Source organism: Colwellia demingiae (assembly GCF_007954275.1).
Classification (GTDB): Bacteria; Pseudomonadota; Gammaproteobacteria; order Enterobacterales; family Alteromonadaceae; genus Colwellia; species Colwellia demingiae.
In genome coordinates this window covers 80,880-107,135 of sequence record NZ_VOLT01000015.1, presented here as the reverse complement: position 1 = coordinate 107,135, position 26,256 = coordinate 80,880, and the positions used below count along the sequence as shown (strand labels likewise).

The following is a 26,256-nucleotide window of genomic DNA, read 5'->3' as shown; positions in this document are numbered from 1 at the left end:
ATTATAACTCTACTGCTTGGGCATGTTCGACAATGTCATTAACAATGCTAGGAATTAATTCAACAGGGAAATCGTGCCCCATTCCTTTATAAACTTGTAATTTTGCATTTGAAATCGCGTTAGCTGTCGCGATCCCACCATCTAAGTGCACTAACCCATCACTGTCGCCATGGATGACCAATGTGGGTGTTAGAACACTTTTCAAACGTGCTGTTCTGTCTGGCGCAGTAAGAATCGCCAACATTTGACGAAGAGTACCTTTACCGCTAATGCCTCTATCTAAAAGCTGAACTACCCTCACGGTAAGTTCGGTATCATCTAACGGGTATTTGGGACTGCCAATAGCACGCCATTTATTCTTGTGATATTGACAGCGATCTCTATAACGTTGAGATAATGGTTTTTGAGATAAGACTTTTTTTACGCTGGCATCAATCGCGGGTAATTTGTTATAGCCAGTGGTAGACATTATCGAGGTTAAACTAAGTAATCTTTCTTGATGATTAATCGCCATTAATTGGGCGATCATGCCGCCCATTGAAGCGCCAACCAAATGAACTTTATCAATGGATAAGGCATCCAATAATGCGACAGTATCTGTCATCATATCTTCAAGTTGATAAGGAACTTTAACGCTAAAACCAAATTTTATTTTGAGCACAGTCCACAGTAAATTGGGTATAGGTAAATCATTTAGCTGCTCAGACTTACCCATATCTCGATTATCAATCAGTAAGACACGAAAGCCCTTTTCAACAAACGAATCTACCATTTCTACAGGCCAGCCAGTTAAAGGCGTGCTCAAACCATGTACTAATAGTAATACTGGGGCTTGTTTGTCACCATGCAGTTGATACGCTATATCAACGCCATTCACTTTTAATTCTTTATTGATAAAAATCAAAATACTTCCTATTTATCATATAATTTAATGGTTACGCGTTACTAACAATCTAATTGCTTCTATAAATTTACTTATACGAGAACAAGTCATCATCTAAATTTACCTTAGGCAGTACTTCTTTTTCAGACCAATAATCTTGGCTATGCTGCCAGTCGGCTTTACTACCGCGTTTTGGTAATAAATGCATTGAACGCATCATATAACCCGGGTTAAATTCTTTGGTATCAATCCAAGGAAGTAACTCCATATCTTTATCTTCTTCACGTAAAGCTATGGTGACTTGTTTTACTTTTTTATCATCCATATGCCTAAGTAAGCGACAAACAAAATCACCAATTAAATCGACACGTAAAGTCCAACTTGCACGGAAATATCCCATCACCCAAGTCATGTTCGGAATACCGGTAAACATCATTCCGCGATAGCCAACGGTCTGTGAAAAATCTACCACTTCATCATCAACAGAAAACTCAATACCACCTAATACACTTAAGTTAAATCCAGTCGCAGATACAATAATATCCGCTTCAAGTTGCTCACCTGATTTGAGTAAAATGCCTTGTTTATTAAAGCACTCAATTTCATCTGTTTTGATACTGGCTTTACCCGAGCGAATACCTGCAAAAATATCACCGTCAGGCACTACGGCAATACGTTGGCGCCATGGGTTATAACTAGGAGTAAAATGCTTAGCTACATCAAAGTCGCCACCCAAATGTTCTTGTACACCGTCAATTAACGCTTTTTTAACTTCATTAGGATAGGCTTGGGCTGTTTTTATAAAGCTTTCTTGATCTTGTAAAATTTGTTGACGAGAAATTTCATGTATCCATTTATCATCAATATTTAGCGCACGTAGTTGGTCGGTTAGTGGGTTTTCATTTTTACGTGGGAAAAAGTACGTCGGCGAACGCTGTAATATAGTTACGTGCTTGGTGTCTGCAGCAATTTTTGGTACTAGCGTTGCTGCTGTTGCCCCTGAGCCAATAACAACCACATTTTTATCTTTGTAATCTAAATCTTCAGGCCATGTTTGCGGATGAATTAATTCACCTTTAAAATCGTCCATACCGTCCCATTTCGGTGTATAACCTTTGTCATGCTTATAATAGCCCTGACACATCCATAAGAAGTTAGCGGTAAAAACGCGCGTTTCTTGTGTTCCTTTATTTAACGCCGTAATGGTCCATAACTGGGTTTTATTACACCAATTTGCCGTCAATACGTGATGGTTGTAACGAATGTGCGGTGCTAAATCATTTTCATCAATGACTTCTTCTAAATAGTTCATGATTTCTTGGCCAGTCGCAATAGGATTACCTGTCCATGCTTTAAAGCGATAACCAAAAGTAAATAAATCACTATCTGAACGTATGCCAGGGTATTTATGCATATGCCATGTACCACCAAAACTTTCCATACCATCAAGTACACAAAAAGTTTTATCTGGATTCTGGTCTTTTAAGTGATAGGCACTACCAAGACCAGAAATACCGGCGCCGATAATCATCACGTCAAAATGTTCGGAATTTGTGTTGTTAGTGATATGTTCGTTTTGTTTACTCATAATTTTTACCTATTGGGTATAGTGCGTTACTCAAAGCGACTAGGGTGACAACAAGCACCTAAGGTGTTACTTGTGCACAATATTGAAGCGCTTTTTTTAACCAGTAATGCAGGGTTATCTAAAGTTTGGTCTTATACCATTCATTAAATTGCAGGGTATTCAATGACAAACTATTCTTCATTGTTCATCTGTGTTTTCTCTTTTAATGCGGGTATGTTTTTAATAAAATATTGCTGTCCTTGAATTTCCAATATGCCCGCCCGTTCCCACTCTTTGAGCGTTTTGTTAATTCGTTGCCTCGAGCCCATGGTCAATTCAGCTAATTCTTGTTGACTCATTTTTTTATTAATTAAAATCCCCGCTTCATTTTCATCACCATAATGGTGCGCAAACCAGAGAATTCGTCCCGCTAAGCGCGCTGCTAGTGGATAAAACAACATGCCACCAAGCAATTCAGACATTTTCAACGTGCGGTTTGCCTGAAAAACAAAGAGATTTTTATAAATAATGGGATATTTATCAGCTACCGTCTGAACAACTCGCTTGGGTATTTCAATAATGCTAGAGTTTTCTAATACCTGCGCTTCAAACATTTGCGCGGGTTGATTGGTAAGTGAAAACTCACCAAACCATTCATTGGCTGAAAACTCTGTTATTGAAAATTCTTGTCCGGCAATACTGCTTATTTTTATGCGAACAAAACCAGATACTACCGCATAAACAAAATCACTTTCTTGCGCCAAGCGGTATAGATATTTTTTGTTCTCGTAATGCTTTAAACGGGCAGACTTTATGAGCATGTCACGTCCCTCTTCAGGAACCCCCTCAAACCAAGCACTCGAATTAATTAGAAAGTTTATGCTACTCATGTAAAATCCAAAGGGTTATGGTTTTAATACCAAACGGGTTGATTTCTCGCTAGCTGTGTAAAAAATCAATCCAATAAGTATTAAAATAAGCGGCAAAGCTCTCTATCAAGAGCTTTGCCTAAGGGTTAACTATTCAAAGTTATAACGAAGTTGTACCGCATAAGTAACGGGATCTGTGTACTCACCGCTTGCTCCGCGTGTATCAGGGAATGGTGCGCTTCTATGGATTAGATCACGTTCATCGCCTGCATTTTTAACAAAGGCAGAGATAACATACGTATCTTCTGGTGAAGACCAGCTTACGCGAGCATCAATGTTATCGTAGCTCTCAACTTTATCCCAATCATCTCGGTTAAATGAGCGAGTATATTGTTCGCCAATCCATGAATAACCAGCACTCAAGGTTAGAAGACCCATATCACTTAATTCAACATACTGAATTAAATTTAAGCTAAATTTACTTTCAGGAGCCATGTTCAACTGATTGCCGCTCAAGTCTTGCACTTGACATTCGGCATGTGTTTCATCAGCGTTACCAAGCACGGTACAAGCAGTAGAGTCAATTGCGGAGTAATCATCATATTCAGATTTATTGTAAGAATATGATGAATTCAGCATTAGATTATCAGTAAGTAAAACATCAAGACCTAATTCTAAACCGGTAATCGACGCAGCAGCAGCATTATCAAACGTGGTCACTGGCTTACCAGCAATAACTTCCGTTGATGTAACCTGTAAATCAGTATAATCGTAGTAATAAGCAGCGGCCGTTAAATTAATTCTGTTTTCCCACATTGAACGTTTGTAACCAATTTCATAGGCTAATAATTCTTCAGGGGCAACTACATCTGGTTCATTAGGCGTTGGTGAGCCTAAGTTAAAACCACCTGAACGATAACCAGTGGCAGCATACGCGTATAAAAAGCTATCACTATCGATAGTCCAATCCGCTTGTACACGCCAAGTAACCTTACTCCAGTCATCTTTAACAGCATGTGCTGTTTCAGCTAAGCCTAAATAAGCAAAAACGTTATCAGTACCTTCTTTTTCGTCTTCTGAATAACGCACACCTGTGGTAAGGGTTAACGCATCTGTTAGGTTATACTCAAGTTGACCATAAACAGCGGTTGAAGTAGTTTCTAGCGTATTTTGGGTTTTAAATAAATAACCACCACTTCCATCTGCCGTTGCCATGTAAGGTAGAGGAGCTCCACCAGTAAACGTTGGTACATAAGCAAACAGTTGATAAGCGCTCAACTCAGCACCTGGATAAGGCAATCCTACTGTCATGCCTGTATTTAATGGTGAACCTACCGCGCTATACGCTGCTGCTATTGCATCACCCTGCATTAAACCAAAACCACGTTCAACGTAGTCGTTGTATTGACTTTCTTTATTGTTAAAATAATACAAACCGGCAATAAAATTTAAATCTCCGCTGTAATTAGAGACTAACTGTAACTCGTGGGATGAAGATTTAGCTGACTGAACAGTACTGGTAGTCATATCAGAAGCTAACGTTATGGGATCTGTATAAGCTGGAGTGCCTGGCACGCCTGGATAAAAAGTAAAGCCATTCATTTGCGCTAATATCATCGAAAGATCAATTGCGCCATAAGCTTTATTAGTTACATCGCCATCTTGTAATAGATCATAATCATATTCAAATTGACCATAAGTATATTTAAGGTCTAAATCACCAAATGACATATCATTTACAAAGGTAAAGCGTTCCGAGTTCGACGTTATGTGGCCCTGAGTATCAACGTTAGTTTTGCTGATATCTGCAACTGCCGGGTTAGTAAGGCCATAGCCTGCTAAATGATTTACTGCCGTTGCGCCCGGAAACATACCCGGGTAATTGCCTGGAGAAGTTGCTGTTGGAGAACTACCATTAACAAAGGCAGTATCATAATCATCTTTTAAATAAGCGGTACTTGGTATTTCATCACGTTTGTGATTCATATAACCAACTGAACTTGACCAGTTATCTGTCCAATCACCTTTTAGGGTACCAGAGTAGTATGTGCGATCCGTAGTATCTAAGTCTTCAAGACCTACCGCTAAGTTTTCTTGCATGCCATCGCGTAGTTTTTTTGAAACAGTAGCGATACCTGAGAAGGTTTCACCTAATGGTCCAGTTACTTGGCCTTGTAGTACTTGATAACCATCATTACCAAACTCTGCATTAAGGTAACCACCTAAGTATTGTTCAGGGGCTTTACTGATAATGTTTATAGCACCACCAACAGAATTACGACCATAAAGTGTCCCTTGAGGGCCACGTAATACTTCAACGCGGTCTACATCACAAAAGTTACAGTAATCAAAAATACCGTTTTCAGTACTGTAAACACCGTCAGCATAGATACCAACACCCGGATCAGAACCTAGGGCATTACTAGCACGACCAACACCACGAATAGCGACTTTATTACCGGTAATAACTAATGAAGGAGAGTATTGAACTAAATCTTGCGCATTAGTGATATTTTTCTCTAACATATCATCGGCACTAAAAGCATTTACCGCTTGTCCAGTTTCCATTAGAGTTGTTATGCGCTTTGTTGATGTCACCTCAATGACCTCAATACCTGTCGCTTTTTCTTCGACAGCTTCTTCAGCATGTACGCTCGCTGAAAGGCCCATTGCGATAAAAGCATAAGTTAGTGGTGCTAACTTAAAAGATCGTGTTGAACTTTTAGTACTACTCATTGTAATTCCCCAGTTGTTTAGTAAATTATATTATTATTGTTTTTATTAGTGGTTGATTAGTGGTAACAAACCCATTACCTGTTAGTTTTAATTACTTCTTTGTAACGCTAGTTGCTCGCTAATTTCTTCATGTCTACTTTTGTTAAGGTCATATTTAGTTGCGAGAAATGCCGCTAAAAAATAGATCAACATTGGTAGAGGTCCGGCTATTAAACCCAAATTAAAAATGGTTTGTTCACTCACTTGTGATACATCAACTTGTTTTGGAAAGGCAATAAGCTGTAAACCGATACCGGCAAATAAAGTACCAAAACCAAAGGTTGCTTTTTGAGCAAATGAATTGGCCGCAAAAAATAAACCTTCTTGACGCTTTTTCGTGGTTGTTTCATGTAAATCGGCGATATCAGCCAACATAGAACCGATAATGATGCCTGCTGCGATAAAGAAGCTATAACCAACAACATAAGTAGAAAATAAAACAGGCATTAATGATTCAGCGCCATTTTCAGGTAATACACCCATTAAGCGCAAAAGTATTGGACTGAAACTAAAGACGGTTGCTAGTAATAAACAGGCAACGAGACTGGGCATTTTATCAATACGTTTTGAAAGCACCGGTGCAATAATTGACGCAGGAATAAGCCCAACAACAATCGTTAAGGTTAATAGCGCAATTTGACTGGGTGATAATTCAAAGAAGTAACTGCCGATATAAAGCATGAACGTAGCGCCAGCGCCACCAGCGACCATGGTTAGAATTTGAACAACAAATATCAAACGAAATTGACGTAATTTCAGGGCTTGTGAAAACGCTTTAAAACTTCGAGAGAAATCAACTTTTTTCTGGTTCTTCTCAGCTTTCGATAAATGAGGAATAGTATGCTTGGTACCTAATACACTAATAACCATGGCGACAAAAGCAATCACGGCTGCCAACATACCTAAAGAGCTATAACCCGCACTGTTTAACATACCATTAGGGAATTGCTCTGATGCGACAAAAAAAGAATTTAATGCAACAACAGATAAGGTGATACCGCCCACATAGCCTAAAAATGTACGATAACTCACAATTTTAGTACGTTCTTCATAGTCAGTACTTAATTCAGCGCCTAAAGCATTATGTGGCACATTAAACATGGTAAGCATCAATCGAACCACAACTGACCAACATACCAGCCAAAGGAACAGTCCTTGCTGCTCTAACCCTGTTGGTGGTGTAAACAACATATAGATAGATAATGGGAATGGAATAATTGCGGCAATCATAAAGGGATGTCTACGTCCCCACTTTGAATGCCAATTATCAGAAATATCACCCATTAACGGATCTGAAACTGCGTCAAACAACAAGGCAATTAATGCAGCAAAGCCAGCCATAATAGCAGGTAAACCCAATACCTGACTAAAATAGAAAACAAGGAAGGATTGAAAAGCAGTATCTTTAACCCCTTGGGACATCTGCCCTACACCGTAGCTAACTTTAGTTAGAAAACTTAATTTAATCATCTTAATATGCTCGTTAACCATCAATAATGAATAATGGTATTTGTTGATTTAGATCATAACCTGTAATTCGAACTTACAGTATGTAAAGATTGCACGCAAGAATTATTTGATAAAGAATAGCGATTATTTAGACAGTTTAATTGACTAAAAACGGCCAACACCAATAAACACTTGCCCTACATTTGACCCAGTGGTATTTTATTTAAACTTTTAGTCTTTACGCGTTTTAGGTTGTTGTTATGAAAAAAGTTGAAAATTATCACCTTAATTCACTATCCAATAAGAAAATTTCAGATGAAAAATTCAATAGTGAGCGTTTTATAGCGATTGATTACAGTAGATACGCTCAGAAGAACAGCAGGTGGTCAATACAAAGCCTAGCACCTGAGCTTGGGGCCAATTCAAAAATTGATAATAACTTCGGCTCCATAGCGCCTCAATTACCGAATAACAATGATTTGTTAATGTCACAGGCACTTATTGAGAATCAAAGTGAGGATTGTTTAAATCTCAACATATATAGCAACAAGTTATCTGAGGACTCACCATTTGAGGGTAACAAACCCTGCCCTGTGATGGTTTGGATTCATGGGGGTGGTTTTACCGTGGGTGCAGGTTCTTTACCTATTTATGAGGGCAGTAATTTAGCTACGGCGACAAACTGTATTGTAGTGACTTTAAATTATCGTTTAGGCGCTTTAGGTTTCCTTCGTTTAAAAGATATTACCAAGGGCGAAGTTAACTCAACCGGTAATGAAGGCCTTGAAGACCAACTACTTGCACTTCAATGGTTACATAAAAACATACATCACTACGGCGGGGACAAAAATAACATTACATTATTCGGCGAATCCGCTGGTGCTATGAGTATTGCTTGCTTATTGGCTATGCCTAAAGCAAAAGGTTTGTTTCATAAAGCGATAATGCAAAGTGGTGCGGGACATACCTTTAATACGGTTGAACAAGCAAATGAAGTTGCAGAAGAGTTTTTGGTCAGTGCAAATACCTTAGATTTGGTGGCATCACAGCTAGAGCCAGAACAACTCGCTCAACAACTAAAACAATTGACCACTACACAAGTATTAACTATTCAAGCGCACTTAGTTGCACGACCTGAGATCTACAGTAAATTTGGCATATTGCCATTCAAGCCTGTTGTCGGTGATCTTGATCTTCCTTTAGCGCCTTATGAAACAATAAAACAGGGTTGTGCCAAGCATATCCCTATTTTGTCAGGATCTAATACCGATGAATGGACGCTTTTTGCCGCGATGCTTAATCAAAACATTAGCAATGAAGCTGTTTTGAATCATTGGTTAACGTCATTGATGGGCAGTGAACATGTTGTAAGCACTAAGACGCTAATGAGTAAACAATGTCAACAACGTAATATTCCGCCATCGCTACAAAACGTATTGAGTGAGACATTGACTGAATTTTGGTTTGCTCAGCCAAGTTATCGTTTACTCCATGCTCAATTAACTGCTGGTGGTGAAGCTTTTAGTTATAAATTAGGTAGAAAAACAGTGCTACCAACCCTGCGCTGTACTCATATTACTGACTTGGGCTTAGTGTTTAATAATGTCTCAAGCACCTTCCATGGTGAAGAACCGCGTGTAGCAGAATTGGTTGAAGAAATTCAAACACACTGGGGACATTTCGCCCATTTTGGTACACCAAGTCGCAAGGCTAACGAATGGCCTATGTTGACTGACTACCTAACCGAGGTTATGTTTTTTGATCACCACGAAACTTATGTTAAAAGTATAGCTGAAGAAGAAATTGCATTTTGGTCTATTATTACTGACAAACAATTGGCTTCATTTTGAGTATTAATATCACTAACAATAGCCCTAACGAAGACATTAAGGAGCTAGGTAAAGGCTCAATAAAAGACAAGCAGCCTTTTACTCCACCTAGTATATGGAAATTAGCCTGGCCGACGACCATTGCTAACTTGTTGTTGGCCTCTGTTGGTTTTATTCAAATAATACTCGCGGTGCAATTTGGCACTGAGGCAACGGCCGCAGTTACCGTAAGCCAACGCATATTTTTCTTACTACAAGCATCACTCTTTGGTTTGTCTGCAGGTGTTTCAGCAATTATTGCCCGAAGTGTTGGTGCTAATGAACAACTACGCACTAGCCAAGCGTTTCAAAGTGCATTGTTATTAAGTCTTATCCTGTCAATCAGTCTCGCTTTTGTTTGCTACTTATTTGCTGAGCAATTGACCCATTTGTTTGGCATGAATGTCGAGACCCAAGCACTGTCTATTGCGTTGATAAAATGGGTCTGTATTTTTAGCCCTATTTATTCACTCAATATTATTATGGCAACCTCGTTAAGAGCGACGGGCGATGCTTTTCATCCTCTGATGCTGGCCATAGTGAGTAGTGTCGGCAATGCCATTGGTTGTTATTTGTTGAGTAATGGTAGCTTTGGTTTACCCAATTTAGGCGTTGAAGGTTTAATTATCGGTGGGGTGATCGGCTCAGCGTTCACTCTCGTTTTATACGGTATGTTATGGCGTAAAAACCATTTAGCCATTTATTACCCAGAGCAGAGCAACTACAGGACAAAAACCCGCTTACTACTAAAAATTGGCATACCTAGCGCATTAGAGCAACTTTTATTACAAATCGGTTTTGTTATTTTCACCATTGCCATCGCCACTTATGGCAGTGATGTATTAGCCGCTTATGGTCTAGGCCTTAATGTACTGACGTTAATATTAATCACCTCGCTCGCTTTTTCAATGTCTGGTGCCATTATCGTTGGACAACACCTTGGCCGTGGTGAGCCAGAAATAGCCTATCAGCAAGGCTGGCGAGCTTGGCGACTTTGCCTTAGCTTCATGTCGCTCTTTGGCATTATCTTTATTTTCTGCAATCAAGAGATTGCTATGTTATTAACCCAAGACGAAAACGTACAAAGTTATACCGCAATGTTCCTGCTAATTATTGGCTTTTCTATGCCCTTAATAGCAACTGATTTTACCATTGGTGGTGCTATTCGCGGGGCAGGTGAAACCACTTACCCATTGATTGTTTCTGTTATAACCTTATTGCTTGTTCGCGTTGCCCTACCCTTTGTCTTTATCCGCCAAGGCTACCCTATCGAAGCACTGTTTATTTTAACGGGAGTAGACTTCTTGATTAAGGCCATTTTTATGACCTATTATTTTCGTCGTAAAAAGTGGCAAGAGAAGTTTTTTTAAGCAAAATAAGCCTAAACCAAAGAGGAGCCATAATTGATTTTATGTAAACGATCAATGATTTTGACCTTGTGGTATGTTTATTTACTTAAAAATATCTTATAGTATGTTTTATCGACTTAATGAGTAAGACTTACTATGACTTTTCCAAATTTACTAACCCCTTTAGATCTTGGCTTTACCGTTATCAAGAACCGCAGCTTGATGGGTTCTATGCATACCAACCTTGAAGAAACTGAGAATGGCTTTGAACGAATGGCCATCTTCTATAAAGAGCGAGTAGAGGGAGGTGTTGGTCTTATAGTCACCGGAGGAATCGGCCCAAACCCGGAGGGTGCTGTTGCACAAGGTGCTGCATTAATGACAACAGACGCTGATGTCAAACAACATCGTATTATTACCGATGCAGTGCATGAGGCTGGTGGTAAAATTTGCATGCAAATACTTCATGCGGGTCGATATGCTTATAACCCAGCTTTAGTTGCTCCCAGTGCAGTACAAGCACCCATTAACCCTTTCGCTCCCAGAGCCTTAACTAGTGATGAAATTGATCACCAAATTAGTGATTTTGTTCGTTGTGCCACGCTCGCTCAACAAGCGGGCTATGACGGCGTTGAAATTATGGGATCTGAAGGTTATTTCATTAACCAGTTTATCGCTAAGCGTACCAATCACCGTGATGATAAATGGGGCGGAAGTTACCAAAACCGTATTCGCCTGGCTTTAGAGATCATTACCAAAGTTCGCGCTGCCGTGGGTGAAAAATTCATCCTTATTTATCGTTTATCTATGATCGACTTAGTAGAAGGCGGTAGTTCACAAGCTGAAGTTATTTTACTGGCTAAAGCGGTAGAAAAAGCAGGGGCAACGCTTATTAATTCAGGCGTTGGCTGGCATGAAGCGAGGGTTCCTACTATTTCTACCTCAGTACCTCGCTCTTTATTTTCACAACTGGCTAAAGAAGTAAAAGCACACGTTAATATTCCGGTTATCACCAGTAATCGCATAAATACCCCCGAAGTCGCCGAGCAACTACTCGTGGATAATTGTGCTGATATGGTATCAATGGCGCGTCCTTTCCTAGCCGACCCAGATTTTATGAATAAGGCCGCAGCGAATCAAAGTGAGCTTATCAATACGTGTATTGCCTGTAACCAAGCATGTCTTGACCATACCTTTGAACATAAAATTTCATCGTGCTTGGTTAACCCACGAGCTGCCAATGAAACCTTGTTAAATTTCCTTGCTGTTGAAAAACCTAAAAACATCGCCGTTGTTGGTGCAGGTCCTGCCGGTTTAGCTTTTGCTACTTACGCGGCAACCAAGGGGCACAAAGTTACCTTAATTGATAAGGCCGTTGAGATTGGTGGCCAATTTAACTTAGCCAAGCAAATACCGGGCAAAGAAGAGTTTTTTGAAACCCTTCGCTATTTTGCTAAACAACTCGCTCGCTTAAACGTAACCATTAAGCTTAACTGTTTAGCGACTGTGCAAACCTTAGCTGATTTTGATGAAGTAATTATTGCCACAGGGATAACACCTAGAACTCCTGAAATTATAGGCATAGATCACCCAAAAGTGATTAGTTATGTTGATGTTTTAAATAAGTCAAAAATTATAGGTAAGTCTGTCGCACTCATTGGGGCTGGTGGTATTGGTTTTGATGTCGCTGAATATTTAAGCCATCAAGGTGAATCGCCTGCCTTAAACAAAGCGCTATTTGCTGAAGGATGGGGCATTGATTTAACCAACAGCGCTAATGGTGGTTTATCCACAGCGAAAGTAACACCTAGCCCAAGAGATATTTATTTACTACAACGTAAAGCAACAAAAGTAGGTTCAATCTTAGGAAAAACAACTGGTTGGATACATCGTACCAGCTTAAAGCACAAAAAAGTAATAATGCTAGCTAACGTTGAATATAGCAAAATTGATGATGATGGATTACACATCAACGTTGATGGAAAACAGCAAGTGCTTAACGTTGATCACATAGTACTTTGTGCAGGTCAGCAGCCTAATAAAAGTTTATATCAGGAACTGGTCAATAGTGATTTTACTAAGCCCGTTCATATTATTGGTGGCGCTGATGTTGCCTCCGAGTTAGATGCCAAACGCGCTATTAATCAAGCGGCTTGGTTGGCCGCAGATATTTAAGCGACAATCAATATGGTCGACATAGTGATGATTGGCAGCAGCATTTTTGAATTTTGGCAACAACCGAATTGGGCGCCGCTTAACGTATGTAATCATGCTGTTCGCGGTACCCAAAGCCAATATTGGTGTGATAGAGACTTAAGTACTTTACCTAAAGCAAAAAGCTACCTGCTTTATTGTGGTAGTAATGATTTGATCTATGGCGTTGCCCCAAAGAAAACCGTCGAAAATATTAAAACCGTATTAACAACATTAATGCGTTTACAGCCAACGGCCAACATTGGATATTTTTCAATAATGGCATGCCCTCAAAAAGAAACTGCTGGGCAACTAGAGATTATTGATGATATTAACCAGCAGATTAAGACCTTTATTGACCGTGATAAACGTCTCATCCGCAAAACTGCAACAAGCAAAACTACCGATAATCAGAAACAAATCGTCAATCTACATTACTTTAACTTCAACCACTATATTGCCAATGATGAACAATGGTTTGTCGATGATGGACTGCATTTAACAGAAGAAGCGTATCAAATGCTGGATGAGCAACTTAATGCTGTTCTATCGCGCTGGGCAACGCTCTGCTAAATAACAAAAAAATAGTAATAGTTAACAGGCATAAAATACTAAAAACGAACTAATAAGGTAAAACATAATGAAAAATCTATTTTCACTCTCAGGAAAAGTTGCCCTTGTTACTGGCGGTTCTCGTGGTTTAGGGGCAATGATAGCCCGTGGGTTTGTCGAAAATGGCGTTAAAACTTACATTACAGCGCGTAACGAAGATGAACTAAACGCAACAGTAAAAGAACTGAACATGTTAGGTGAATGCATTGCTATTGCTGCTGATTTATCGACACTTAGTGGTATTGAAGCATTGGTTAACACCATTAGCTTACATGAAAGTAAACTTGATATTTTGGTCAACAATGCCGGCGCGGCATGGGGTGCACCCTTTGCAGAGTTTCCAGAAGAAGGTTGGGATAAGGTGATGAACTTAAATGCTAAATCTCCCTTTTTTGTCACACAAAAATTATTAACATTGTTATCATCCTCAGCGACAAGTGACAGTCCAGCGCGAGTTATTAACATCGCTTCAATCAATGGTATCAACAACCCAAAAGCAAACAACTATTCATACGCGGCGAGTAAAGCAGCGGTAATCCAAATGACTCGCCACCTTGCCGCTGATTTAGTTAAAGACAACATAAATATTAATGCGATAGCGCCTGGGTTCTTTTTAAGTAAACTAACAAAGTATATTGTTAACGAACAAGAAGAACGATTTGCTAAAAAAATGGTGCCTAAAGAGCGCTTAGGTAAAGCAGAAGATATTGCCGGCACTGCCATTTATTTGTCCTCACAAGCATCAAGTTGGATGACGGGACATACCTTAGTACTCGATGGTGGTGTTATCGCCAGTAGTGGTTATGGCGAGCTTTAACAAGTATTACCACCCTTAATGAGTAGTACGGCCATTGGTTGGCCGTACTACTCATTTCAGATCTAAATTACTTTACCGAATAGCGGCACTAATAACTGCAACGTTACTTTTGCAGATACATAGTAAACCATTCAATTGCTTCTGCTCTGCCCTTATTCAAGTTATCGCCTTTATACATGTCGTAGTGTTCACCGGGGAAAGTAAGGTAACGGCTTGCTAAGCGGTCTTTAATTGAATCGTAAACTAGTTTACCGTTTTCTTTATTCTCAAATAGTTTCTCATCTTTAACATCCATAATTAACGTGGCTGCTTTTAAGTCAGAGAGATGCAACATGGGATCAAAACGTTTCATTGCCACCCAGTCAGGAAAACCTCTTAACATTGGATTTACTTTACTTTTAGGACCTGGATATGGCGGGATAATGCCACGTGCAGCCATAGCTTCTACTTGACGCATTTGTTGATCAGGTATCATTCTTAAATTGTATTTGTAGTTCAATGGTGCCAATTGACTGACTAGTGCTTTAACGCGATCATCATTGGCAGCAGCAACAAGCGCAAGACCACCGCCCATACTGGTGCCCCAAATACCTAAATTATTCGACATTACTTGTGGTTCACTACCTAGAAAGTATAGCGCCGCACGAACATCCTCGACCATAGATAGTGGGTTAATAATTTGGCGGATATGAGTAACCTTTACATTAATTTCTTCGGCCTTGTCTCCGGTAGACAGTTTTTCTGCTAAGACTACTGGGCCATCGCTTTGTCCCCAGCTTTTAAAATCAAAGCTCAGTACAATAAACCCTTGTTTGGCAAAATGTGGCGCATAATTTTTCTCAATGTTTTTTTTGTTACCACCCCAACCAGGCACCATTAAAATACCCGGCAATTTATCACTGGCCTTAAGTCCTTTAGGCTTATAAATATCACCTTCGAGCCGGACACCTTGACTCCAAATGGTCACTACTTCGTGATCAACTTCTGAGACACTCGCAGAGAAATCGCCTAGAGCATCGGTAGCTGAAGCGTTTGCATTACCAGGCAATAAGCTTGATAAGTAGAGTGTCGACATAATAATGAATGTTGAATAAGATTTTATGATCACAGAGCGTTCCTTTTTAGTAGAGTAGCCTCACATTGACATAAGTTAACCGACACAAAGGTCACCTTGGCGACAGTAAATTGATAAGTTAAACACTAAGCAGACTTTAACCTTTAATCTATGGATGGCTTTTCGAGCAAGTTCTATATCAATAAGGCGGCCCAAAAAACAGCCATAAAAAAACGTAGCTAAATGAGCTACGTTTTTTGCCTTTCCCTTAAATAAGTCATTAAAATCTGAATTTTTTAATCACTTACTTTAAGTGGTTTACTTAACAAAAATCTCTTGAATCAATGGTTTTAAAGTACTTCAAACAATCCTGCTGCGCCCATACCGCCGCCAACACACATAGTGATAACCACATATTTAACGCCACGACGTTGACCTTCGATTAGTGCGTGACCAACCATACGAGCACCACTCATGCCATATGGGTGACCAATTGAAATTGCTCCGCCATTGACATTAAGTTTGTCCATTGGAATACCTAAAGTATCGGCACAATAAAGAACCTGAACTGCAAATGCTTCATTTAGCTCAAACAAGCCAATATCATCAACAGTAAGACCGTGTTGTGCTAGTAATTTTGGTACTGCAAATACTGGTCCTATGCCCATTTCATCAGGTTCGCAACCCGCAACTGAAATGCCCATGTAACGGCCCAGTGGTTTAAGACCTTTCGCTTGGGCTACTTTAGCTTCCATTAATACACAAGCAGATGCACCATCAGATAACTGACTAGCATTACCCGCAGTAATAACACCATCGTCCATTACAGTTCTAAGGTTAGTTAAACTATCTAACGTAGTCGCTCTAAGACCTTCGTCTGCTGAAACAGTCACTTCTTGATAAGAAACTTCTTTAGTTTCTCTATCGACTACCGCTTTAGTCGTTGTCATTGGTACGATTTCATCATCGTAACGACCAGCAGCAACAGCCTCGGCGGTACGATTTTGACTTAATAAACCGTATTCATCTTGACGTTCACGACTTATACCGTAACGCTCAGAGACGATTTCAGCCGTTTGCAGCATATTCATATAAATATCTTTATGCATTGCTGCTAGATTCTTATCAACAGCCATGTGCGTATTTACATGTTCATTTTGAACCAATGAAATAGACTCTAAACCAGCGCCAATAGTAACATCCATACCGTCGTGTATAATTTGCTTCGCTGCTGTAGCTATTGCCATTAAACCAGATGAACATTGACGGTCAAGTGACATACCACTAACCGTGGTAGGTAAACCACCCGCAAGTGCAGCTAAACGGCCAATATTTAAGCCGGTTGTGCCTTGTTGCATCGCACAACCCATAATAACGTCTTCAACTTCACTGCCATCTATACCGGCACGCTCTACTGCATGTTTAATTGCATGACCACCTAATGTAGGGGCTGTAGTCATATTAAATGCACCGCGATAACCTTTACCAATTGGCGTACGCGCCGTTGATACAATAACTGCTTCTCTCATGATATTTCCCTCTGTAATAAGCTATTTAGCTGCTAAGTCAATGCTAAGAAAAGCGGCTGCTTTTGCTACATATTTGTTGGTTTGCATCCAACCCGCTTTTAGTTCTTTGCTGCTAGATTCGTCTTCTAACTCATCCCATTTCGCTAGGATATTTTCAGGTGTTTGCTCTTCCGGGGATAAATAAATACCATCAGTTTCTTTGATAACCGCACGTGCATAACCACCAGCACCACAGCCTAAAATAGCTCTGTTTGGTGAGTTTTCAGCAACTAATGCTAATAAACCCGTCGTTACAGATTCAACAGTCATCATTTCTAATACGCGTTTGTCTTCAATTAAATCTTCAGTCATTGCCGTACGTGCTGTTGGTGATAAGCAATTAACTTTAATTCCGTATTTTTCGCCTTCAATACATAAGGTGTTCATCAAACCCGCTACGCCCATTTTGGCTGCGCCGTAGTTCGCTTGACCAAAGTTACCGTATAAGCCAGATGAAGAAGTTGTCATTACAATACGACCGTATTGTTGAGCTTTCATGATATTCCATACCGCTTTTGAACAGTTAGCTGCGCCCATCAAATGTACGTCAACGACTAGTTTGAAATCTTCAATGGGCATATTGCCAAAAGACTTATCTCGTAAAATACCGGCATTGTTAACTAAAATATCAACACGGCCCCATTTTTCCATGACTTGTTCAACCATGTTTTGTACTTGTGCCATATCAGCAACGTTTGCGCCATTAGCGATAGCTTCGCCACCAGCAGCTTCTATTTCAGCAACAACAGCTAATGATACGGCTGATAATGAACCGTCTTTACCACCAAGATCATTGACGACAACTTTAGCGCCACGTGCTGCTAATGCTAACGCATGAGAACGACCTAAACCGACACCTGCACCCGTAACGATTGCTACTTGATTGTTATATTTTACTGACATAAGAACCTCTTTAAGATTTTAATTATTTCGTTTTTAATATTTCTAGCACTAGGCTACGTTGTATTGAGTAATAATATTGTCACCTAGGTGACTATTTACTAATCATGGTCATCGTTAACCACTGTGCCGTTAAGGCTGGTTTAGTTTCACCTTCAATTTCAACTTCAACCAGCCAATTAAATAAAAATTGTCCAGGACGTTTTTCACTATATTCAGTCAAGGTCATCTTTCCTCTAACCTTGGTGTCTACTTTTACTGGCTGTAAAAAACGAATTTTCTCAAAACCGTAGTTCAAACCCATGGTCATGTTTTCAAGCTGTAAACCTGCTTCATAGGATATTGCCGATAATAACGACAAGGATAAAAATCCATGAGCAATGGTGCCGCCAAAAGGCGTTTCTTTTGCTTTTACCGGATCAACATGAATAAACTGATGATCATGCGTTGCATCGCCAAACGTATCTATTTGCGCTTGCGTGATAGTGAACCACGATGAGGTTCCTACTGTTTTCCCGACGTAATCAGGTAAGTTTTTTGCATTGATGGTGCTAGCCATGAGATTGCCTTTTATAATTTCTAATAGATGAAACAGTGTTAATCGCGAATAAGTTAACGTTAAGAATTAGCTAATATAGGTTTCTTTTAACGTGCGCTTATCAATTTTCCCTGAGCCTAAACGCGGTAAATTTTCGTTAATTATCCAGATTTTTCTTGGCACTTTAAATTTAGCTAAATGCTCAGCAACAAATTCTTGTAGTATCGCTTCGGTTATTTCTGCAGAAGTATTGCCGACATAAACAACCGCACCAACAACCTCCCCTAATCGTTCATCAGGTAATGCAAACACAGACACTTCTCCAACCAAGGCATGTTTATAAAGTGATGATTCCACTTCAAGGCATGAAATATTTTCACCACCACGGATAATGATGTCTTTAGCACGGTCGACAATATAAATGAAGCCGTCTTCATCTAAAAACCCTATATCACCTGTTCTAAAATACCCATTAATAAATGCGGCTTCTGTCGCTTGTGGGTTGCGCCAATAACCCAAGATATTAGCCATCGTTTTAATGACAATTTCACCCGGCTCTCCCACGGCAAGTACTTGGTCATTTTCATCGAGTATTTCTACTTGTACGATAGGCGGAGTCGGTAAACCGGCACTGTTTGGCTTTTGAACATAATCAACGGGCCCGTTAACAGCACCTAATGCGTTAGTTTCTGTTAAACCATAACCACAACTTGGGTTACCTGATTTAAAGGCGTCATAAATTTTACGCACATGTTCAGGGGGCCTAGCTGCCCCGCCGGCACATATGTCGTTTAACGAGCTTAAATCGTATTTTGATTTATTAGGGTGATTCATCAACTCCATCGACATGGTCGGCACACCATTGAAATAAGTGACATTTTCTTTTTCTATTAGGCGTAATGCTTCTTCAGCATCCCAATAAGGCATCATCACGGTTTTACGACCCATGATCATTGAAAGTAGAAATAGTGTATGACAACCGGTAACGTGAAAAAGCGGTACTGTCATTAATGCAGCAGGCGCATTCGATGAAGGTTCGATATTTTGTTTAGTGTTTGCTGCACCTGCAGAAACACCTAACATAACCCAAGTGTTTATCGCCGTTAAAATACTTTCATGGCTAGAGACAGCTCCTTTAGGCGCACCCGTTGAACCTGAAGTATAAAAAATGGTGGCAATGGCGTCACTGCTAACGGCCAAAGTAGGCATCGCTTGACCTTGATATTTTGCAACCAAACCATCAAATGTTTCAACATTTCTTTTTATCGTTTCTGTTTGCGCTAACGACGGACGAGCAATAATGACAGGTGTATCATTTTTTTCTAAACATGTTGCGAGTAAATCGTATCGTTTGTCATCTACAATGGCTAACTTAGCATCGCAATGCGCTATTACCTGAGTAAACTCTTCTTGTTGCCACCAAGCATTTAATGGCACCGCAATAGCGCCAATACTGGTAATAGCCATAAAAGCGATTATCCATTCAGGGTAATTACGCATTGAAATGGTAATTCTGTCCCCCTCAGATATTTGATACTGCTCAACCAAGGCACAGGCAAACTCACTGGCTTCTTGATAAAGGCTTCGAAAACTGTGACGCTCATCTTTAAAAATTATAAAGTCAGCGTCGCCATAAGTATATGTTGCAGTTTTGAACATTGCATTTAAATTTTCTGGCAAGGTCGCAAACGCTTGATAATTAATATCCTCTCTTACTTTATTGATAACTTCAAAGGGTTGGCCTTTTTCAGTGAGTACAAACAACTCTTTCAATACTGAAGTTGTAGACGCTGCGTCAATTTTTATGTCTTGATTTTGCAATACCATATTTTGCATTACTGATTCTCTTTTTAATTGGGAGCTGTTAGCACAAATCTAATATGTAGACTATATTAACTCTCTTATAGCCAATTCGAACTTACAGTATGTTTAGGGTGCTTTCAAGTACAAAGGAGACACTAGTTTTTATGTCCTTGCATTTATTTTAGTAATTACTCTCAAAAAAACATCATCAAATAATACTAATCAAACCAATAAATATAATATTAAGCACTGATATCAAGGGCTCATTGAACATTTAAATTATATGGCATACAATAAAATTGAACGCATGGTATAATTACTGTCCCGTTAAAAATTAATAAAATAATTTCTATAAAAATAAAGTAACCGTTGAGAACTCATGCCAAACGCTAACAAAAACAAAATAAGCTCCCCCTTTAGTAAAACGAATCAGCATGATCAAAAATACAAAACAATACTCTCTGCTGCTTCTGAATTATTTAACGTGCAAGGGACACGAGGTACTACTTTATCTCAAATAGCTGACAAGCTTAATTTGACCAAAACGAGTCTTTATTATTATGTAAAAACGAAAGAAGAGCTCACGCATCAGTGTTATTTAAATACCTGCATTGAGATGCAAGCTATCGTCGATAAATCACTTTCTTGTGACGGCTCAGCGATAGATAAACTTGACGCACTCTTTCGACTTAACTTTGAGTGTTGGAACGATATCATCAAAGGAAATAGAGGCCACTTAGCGGGTTTGACTGAAATAGCCTCATTATCCACACCACACCAAGAAGAAATATCGGCACATTACCGACACTTTGTTATTCAGGTAAAAGACTTAATCAACGCCGGTATAGAAGATGGCAGCATGCAAGCAATACACCCAGGTAAAGCAGCGAATGCTATTTGGGGTAATATTTTCTGGCTACCTGTTTGGCTTTTTTCAGTAGAAGAAAGTGAACGTGAAAGTGCCTATCAACAATGGTTAACGATAATTAAATTTGGCCTAAACAATACGCCTGAAAAATTTGAATTTAAAGCGATATCCTTTGACGATGAGCACATGGCGCCTACCGGTTTTGATAGAAGTGAACAAAACCGTAAAAAACAGGAAGCTTTTTTACGTGTCGGCTCTAGTTTCTTTAATCATAAAGGCTTTAAGGGCACATCGCTTGATGAACTCGCTAAATCGCTTGGCGTTACCAAGGGTGCTTTTTATTATCATATAAAAAATAAAGAAGACTTATTGATTAAGTGTATTGAACGTACCTTTAACGTTGAGCAATCGGTGTTGAGCGATACTATGTCGATGGATATTAATGCCATTGATAAGCTTGCTTTTGCTGCCCGTAAAATGTTTTCAATTCAATTAGGTGAGCAAGGTCCACTCATTCGATATGCAACAATGTGGTCGCTCCCCGCTGACAAAAGAAAAGAAATGGAAGTTATTGCCAGCCAAGTAAGAGATTTGTTTGGTGATATGATCCGTGCAGGCATCGCCGACAAAACGATTAAAGAAGTAAACTTATTAGTCGCAGAGAACATTATTGCTGGTGCGATAGAGTCAATTCCTGATATGGCCATAGCGCCAAACGAAATAGATTTAGTAAAAGGCTCTATCGATTTCTTTGATATTTTCTTTAATGGTATAGCTACAATACAACGTGGATAACACTTAACCTGTACATAGCTATTAGCCAAAAAATAAAATGAACAAGTATTATTTTTTTAATGCTTGTTCAAGTACTTCTCTTAGCATACCTTCAATTTTGACTGGTTTTTCAGTTTTTCTATCCACAAAAACATGGGTCATGGTTCCATAAGCTGAAACTGACTCCTGACCTTCTTTAAAAATTGCTACCCCATACTCTACCGATGAATTTCCTATACGGTTGACCCGAAATGCACCCACTATTTTATCCGGATAAGCAACACTGGAAAAATAACTACACTGTGAATTTACGATAAAAGCAATAACAGGGCTCGTTTGAAAATCGATCCCAACACGTTCTATCAAATAGGTATTCGCTATGGTGTCGAAGTAAGAGTAGTAAGTGACATTATTAACGTGACCGAAAATATCATTATCCATCCACCGTGTGGTGATTTCTTTAATAAAATGAAAATCGTCTTTGACTAATTTAACGTGAGACATTTTTACTCTCCGTATGCAGCTTGGTAAATGGCTAACACATCTTCATAACTAACATCTTTAGGGTTATTGACGAGTAAACGCGTTTGCAACATGGCATCTTTCGCTAACATGGGTAGTTTAGCTTGCTCAATATCCATTGCTTTTAATGAGTTAGGTAACCCTAAGCGATGGATCAATTGCTCGATGTACACTATTAAATCATCAGTGGTAGCCTGTTCATTTTGTTGGGTATTAATCGTGGTACTGATATAGGGTGCTAATTCACTGTACTGTGAAGCAGCATGGGTTTTGTTAAAGCGCATTACATGAGGTAAAACCAACGAGTTACTTAAACCATGTGGAATATGAAAATGACCGCCTAATGGGTAAGCTAGCGCGTGTACTGCAGCCACTGGCGCATTGGCAAACGCTTGCCCAGCTAAACACGCACCGAGTAACATATTCTGACGAGATTCAATGTTTTTTCCATCCGTGCAGACGTCTTCAATATTGCCTGACAGTAACCGTAGTGCTTCTTTCGCCAGCATATCTGAATAAGGGTTTTTTCTTATTTTTGAGGTATATGCCTCTATAGCATGTACCATAGAATCAATACCCGTTGCCGCGCTCACCTCCTTAGGTAAGCCGAGTGTTAACTCTGCATCAAGTAAAGCAATGTCGGGTAATAATTGTGATGAAACAATACCCGCTTTAGTCGTTTCGCCTGTGGTAATTATTGCAATTGGCGTTACTTCAGATCCCGTACCTGCGGTTGTAGGTATTAATATAAGCGGTAACCTCCCACCAATTATTTGGTCAACTCCGTAAATGTTCGCCAATGATTGTGGTGTCTTCATTAACACAGCAACCACTTTTGCTGTATCCATTGAGCTGCCACCACCAAAGCCGATAACACCATCTATGTCATTAACTTGGGCTAATCTTAATGCATCATTTATAATCTTTTCTTGTGGGTCAGCAACCACTTTATCGTAAATGGTTATCGGTAGTTTTCCATCAAAATAGCTAAGTAATAGTTTAAGTAAGCCGCACGAAACAATACCCTGATCGGTCACTATTAAAGGATTATGTATACCAAGCTTTTGACATAGGTCGACGATATTACGCAAGCTACCCGGCTCACTGATAATGCTTTTTGTGGTATTAAATTGAAAGTTACTAAACATTAAATTCCCCCCATGCACAGATATTTGATTTCCATATAATCATCAAGGCCATACTTAGAGCCTTCGCGACCACTACCCGACTGTTTTACACCACCAAAAGGTGCAGCCGCGTTGGAAATGATGCCATCGTTGATGCCTATCATGCCAAATTCAAGCGCCTCAGAAACCCGCCACACTCGGCCAATATCACGTGCATAGAAGTATGCCGCTAAGCCGTATTCTGTGTCGTTAGCAATATCTATCGCTTCTTGCTCTGTGCTAAAACTGATAATCGGGGCTACGGGGCCAAAAACTTCATTGGCAGCAATAGGCATATCATTCGTTACATTAGCTAACACCGTCGCTTGATAGAAATTACTACCTAGGTCAGAATCACCGCCTGTTAACAGTTTTGCTCCAGCGGCAACCGATGCATCAACAAGCTGTTTTACGTCAGTAACTGCATTGCTTGAAATCATAGGACCGACATTAACACTTGCATCTAAGCCGTTGCCTAACTGCAATGCGTTAACGGCTTTAACAAACTTATCAGTAAACGCAGTTAAAACACTCTCTTGAACCAATATACGGTTGGTACAAACGCATGTTTGCCCCGCATTACGGTATTTAGACACAATAGCCCCTGCTACCGCAGCATCAATATCGGCATCTTCAAAAATAATAAAAGGCGCATTTCCTCCAAGCTCCATTGATACTTTTTTTACTGTTGAAGCACACTGCTTGATTAAGGTTTTACCGACATCGGTAGAGCCAGTAAAAGTAAATTTGGCGACATCTTTATGGGTTGTTAATACCTCACCTATACCTCTAGAATTAGTACCAACAACGACATTAAACACGCCAGGCGGTATACCGGCTTGTTCTGATAGCTCTGCCATAGCTAATGCTGACAATGGTGTTAATGTAGCTGGCCTAACAACAAAGGTGCAACCGGCTGCTAGTGCTGCGGCTGCTTTGCGGGCAATCATGGCATTAGGGAAATTCCAAGGCGTTATCGCGGCAACTACGCCCACAGGTTGTTTAATCACAACAATACGTTTATCGCTGCTCGGTCCTTGTATTGTATCGCCATAAACACGTTTACCTTCCTCGGCAAACCATTCCATAAATGAGGCACCATAAGCAATTTCACCTTTCGCTTCCGCTAAAGGTTTACCCTGCTCTAACGTTAAAATTTCAGCAAGTTCGTCTTGGTTTAACATCATTAGTTCAAACCACTTGCGCAGTAATGCACAACGGCTATTCGCCGACATTGACGACCACTTTTTCAACGCTGTTTTGGCTGCCAATACTGCTTGTTCTGTTTCAGCAACATCCGCATTGGCTACTTTAGCCACTAATTGATTATGATACGGGTTAGTTACTTCAAAATGGACTTTAGATGAAGACCATTGACCATTAATATAGGACGCATTTTTTAATAATTTTGATTGATACATAATTTCTCTAATGAGTTGTGTGTAATTGGAGCTTTGTTTGTCGGAGTTTTATAATTAAAGCTTTTCACTATCGGCGTTTAAACTTAACGCGTTCGTTTCTGCGTTGCAGTCTCTCGATGACTTTAATCCTTTAGCTCTGACCGAGGCTATTTCTAATTTTGCTGCTGCCATGGCTGAGGTAAATTCGGTGTTGGCGTGTAATCTAGCAAAGGCTGCCGCCCCCATAGTACGACCTGCTTCGACATCACTTTGCCAATGCACATTACAAAATAAACGACTTTCACCAACAGCCCAACCGCGCGCCAGAGCCTTATCACTATACTCAGGCGTTATTTCTGAAAATATTTGCCCCCAAAGCCAACCAATTGCCGCATGGCCTGAAGGATAAGAGCCACTAGTGCGTAAATGTGCTTCTTTAGCCGGAACACAGGTCGGTGCCTCATTAATCATAAAAGGACGTTTCTTTTGATAATACTTCTTCGCTGCATAGGTTGAAAGCCCTGCATCTGTTGCTGACCGTCTTAATAAACGATAAAGTTGCGGTGTTTCTTCTTTACTAATTTTTGCATCAATGGCACAAGAAAACATGCTTGCCGCGACAGGAAATTCAAGATTGTCGTCTGAGGTAGCTAATTCCCATCTAAAACCTTCTTGGTTCGCGATAACCTCTGTATTTAAGCGTTTATCTTCCGCATTACCAGCGATTGGCGCTGTAGGTAATAAAGCGATTCCATCAGGAATAACGTCATGTGGTAAATAACCGATTAAAATACCGGGTATTAATTCAGCTACCGGTTCAAGAGGTTGAGATTGGTTAGAAGTACAGCCCCCAAAAAGTAAAAAACTAGATAACACGATGCATACTTTGTTTATTTTTATTTTCACGCGCAATTCCTAAACTTATCCAAAATCAGTATTCGAACTTACAGTATGTTTTAATTTCGTACAAGTATTATAAAATTAAACATGTTTTTACGGAGATGAATAAATCTAATCTCTCTAGTATTAATATGTGGTATCAAAATGTCTGCTGTAGAGTCAGAAATCTGACCATCGTTGCATCTTTTTTTTATGCCACCAACAACAAATTTAGCTCTAAATATAACTTAATTAACTTCAGCTTATCTATTTTAGTGAACATAATTACTGAGGCGCTATGTGCTCCTTTGCGAGTTAGACTAAGAAACGAGTCCTATGACTGCTTTGAGTTTGAAGCGGACGTTAGTGTTAGCGAGCTGCTACTTTCTGCTTAGCGCACTA

20 protein-coding genes are annotated in these 26,256 nt (G+C 39.7%); 6 read left to right on the top strand and 14 right to left on the bottom strand.

Annotation, left to right across the window (positions count from 1 at the left end):
- Window position 1 precedes the first annotated feature (1 nt).
- The 5 genes from ESZ36_RS21050 to ESZ36_RS21030 all read right to left on the bottom strand — a co-directional run bounded on the left by ESZ36_RS21050 (window position 2) and on the right by ESZ36_RS21030 (window position 7,564).
- Window positions 2-904: an alpha/beta fold hydrolase gene (locus ESZ36_RS21050; protein WP_211357834.1), complete on the bottom strand. Its 903-nt coding sequence runs from the start codon at window positions 902-904 to the stop codon at window positions 2-4.
- Window positions 905-971: 67 nt separating this feature from the next.
- Window positions 972-2,471: a flavin-containing monooxygenase gene (locus tag ESZ36_RS21045; RefSeq protein WP_146791520.1), complete on the bottom strand. Its 1,500-nt coding sequence runs from the start codon at window positions 2,469-2,471 to the stop codon at window positions 972-974.
- A gap of 170 nt (window positions 2,472-2,641) precedes the next feature.
- Window positions 2,642-3,340, bottom strand: a complete 699-nt coding sequence (locus ESZ36_RS21040) for a Crp/Fnr family transcriptional regulator (protein ID WP_211357833.1) — start codon at window positions 3,338-3,340, stop codon at window positions 2,642-2,644.
- A gap of 129 nt (window positions 3,341-3,469) precedes the next feature.
- Window positions 3,470-6,055, bottom strand: a complete 2,586-nt coding sequence (locus ESZ36_RS21035) for a TonB-dependent receptor (protein ID WP_146791518.1) — start codon at window positions 6,053-6,055, stop codon at window positions 3,470-3,472.
- A gap of 87 nt (window positions 6,056-6,142) precedes the next feature.
- Window positions 6,143-7,564 carry an MFS transporter gene (locus ESZ36_RS21030; RefSeq protein WP_146791516.1) on the bottom strand — a complete coding sequence of 474 codons (1,422 nt, stop codon included), beginning with the start codon at window positions 7,562-7,564 and terminating at the stop codon, window positions 6,143-6,145.
- Between the two features lie 239 nt (window positions 7,565-7,803).
- On the opposite strand from ESZ36_RS21030, the gene ESZ36_RS21025 reads away from it, so the two are divergent.
- From ESZ36_RS21025 to ESZ36_RS21005, 5 genes are all read left to right on the top strand, one after another.
- Window positions 7,804-9,393, top strand: a complete 1,590-nt coding sequence (locus ESZ36_RS21025; protein ID WP_146791514.1) for a carboxylesterase/lipase family protein — start codon at window positions 7,804-7,806, stop codon at window positions 9,391-9,393.
- Window positions 9,390-10,781 carry an MATE family efflux transporter gene (locus ESZ36_RS21020; RefSeq protein ID WP_170235910.1) on the top strand — a complete coding sequence of 464 codons (1,392 nt, stop codon included), beginning with the start codon at window positions 9,390-9,392 and terminating at the stop codon, window positions 10,779-10,781. The genes ESZ36_RS21025 and ESZ36_RS21020 overlap by 4 nt, the downstream gene beginning before the upstream one ends.
- 135 nt (window positions 10,782-10,916) lie before the next feature.
- Window positions 10,917-12,935 (top strand): oxidoreductase, encoded by a 2,019-nt coding sequence (locus tag ESZ36_RS21015; RefSeq protein WP_146791510.1) that lies wholly within the window; start codon window positions 10,917-10,919, stop codon window positions 12,933-12,935.
- 12 nt (window positions 12,936-12,947) lie between these two features.
- Window positions 12,948-13,526, top strand: coding sequence for an SGNH/GDSL hydrolase family protein (locus ESZ36_RS21010; RefSeq protein ID WP_246129194.1), 579 nt, complete (start codon window positions 12,948-12,950; stop codon window positions 13,524-13,526).
- 67 nt (window positions 13,527-13,593) lie between these two features.
- Window positions 13,594-14,382, top strand: a complete 789-nt coding sequence (locus tag ESZ36_RS21005) for an SDR family NAD(P)-dependent oxidoreductase (RefSeq protein ID WP_146791508.1) — start codon at window positions 13,594-13,596, stop codon at window positions 14,380-14,382.
- A 103-nt stretch (window positions 14,383-14,485) separates the two neighbouring features.
- Here the strand turns inward: ESZ36_RS21005 and ESZ36_RS21000 are convergent, their stop codons facing one another.
- The 5 genes from ESZ36_RS21000 to ESZ36_RS20980 all read right to left on the bottom strand — a co-directional run bounded on the left by ESZ36_RS21000 (window position 14,486) and on the right by ESZ36_RS20980 (window position 20,278).
- Window positions 14,486-15,490, bottom strand: a complete 1,005-nt coding sequence (locus ESZ36_RS21000) for an alpha/beta hydrolase (protein ID WP_246129193.1) — start codon at window positions 15,488-15,490, stop codon at window positions 14,486-14,488.
- A 296-nt stretch (window positions 15,491-15,786) separates the two neighbouring features.
- Window positions 15,787-16,965 carry an acetyl-CoA C-acyltransferase gene (locus ESZ36_RS20995; RefSeq protein ID WP_146791506.1) on the bottom strand — a complete coding sequence of 393 codons (1,179 nt, stop codon included), beginning with the start codon at window positions 16,963-16,965 and terminating at the stop codon, window positions 15,787-15,789.
- A gap of 21 nt (window positions 16,966-16,986) precedes the next feature.
- Complete coding sequence (locus tag ESZ36_RS20990) at window positions 16,987-17,907, bottom strand: SDR family NAD(P)-dependent oxidoreductase (protein ID WP_146791504.1); 921 nt, start codon at window positions 17,905-17,907, stop codon at window positions 16,987-16,989.
- Window positions 17,908-17,998: 91 nt separating this feature from the next.
- Window positions 17,999-18,463, bottom strand: coding sequence for a MaoC family dehydratase (locus ESZ36_RS20985; RefSeq protein ID WP_146791502.1), 465 nt, complete (start codon window positions 18,461-18,463; stop codon window positions 17,999-18,001).
- 66 nt (window positions 18,464-18,529) lie between these two features.
- A complete protein-coding gene (locus ESZ36_RS20980) occupies window positions 18,530-20,278 on the bottom strand; it encodes a class I adenylate-forming enzyme family protein (protein ID WP_146791500.1) in 1,749 nt (582 codons plus the stop codon).
- A gap of 346 nt (window positions 20,279-20,624) precedes the next feature.
- Here ESZ36_RS20980 and ESZ36_RS20975 point away from each other — a divergent pair, with 346 nt between their 5' ends.
- A complete protein-coding gene (locus ESZ36_RS20975) occupies window positions 20,625-21,908 on the top strand; it encodes a TetR/AcrR family transcriptional regulator (RefSeq protein ID WP_146791498.1) in 1,284 nt (427 codons plus the stop codon).
- Between the two features lie 48 nt (window positions 21,909-21,956).
- Here the strand turns inward: ESZ36_RS20975 and ESZ36_RS20970 are convergent, their stop codons facing one another.
- The 4 genes from ESZ36_RS20970 to ESZ36_RS20955 are packed head-to-tail and all read right to left on the bottom strand — an operon-like array spanning window position 21,957 to window position 25,881.
- A complete protein-coding gene (locus ESZ36_RS20970) occupies window positions 21,957-22,391 on the bottom strand; it encodes an acyl-CoA thioesterase (RefSeq protein ID WP_146791496.1) in 435 nt (144 codons plus the stop codon).
- A 2-nt stretch (window positions 22,392-22,393) separates the two neighbouring features.
- Window positions 22,394-23,557: an iron-containing alcohol dehydrogenase gene (locus ESZ36_RS20965; RefSeq protein ID WP_146791494.1), complete on the bottom strand. Its 1,164-nt coding sequence runs from the start codon at window positions 23,555-23,557 to the stop codon at window positions 22,394-22,396.
- On the bottom strand, window positions 23,557-24,996 hold the full coding sequence (locus tag ESZ36_RS20960) for an NAD-dependent succinate-semialdehyde dehydrogenase (RefSeq protein ID WP_146791493.1): 1,440 nt from the start codon (window positions 24,994-24,996) through the stop codon (window positions 23,557-23,559). Before ESZ36_RS20960 ends, ESZ36_RS20965 begins: the two co-directional genes overlap by 1 nt.
- A 54-nt stretch (window positions 24,997-25,050) precedes the next feature.
- Window positions 25,051-25,881: an acid phosphatase gene (locus ESZ36_RS20955; RefSeq protein WP_246129192.1), complete on the bottom strand. Its 831-nt coding sequence runs from the start codon at window positions 25,879-25,881 to the stop codon at window positions 25,051-25,053.
- Window positions 25,882-26,256 lie beyond the last annotated feature (375 nt).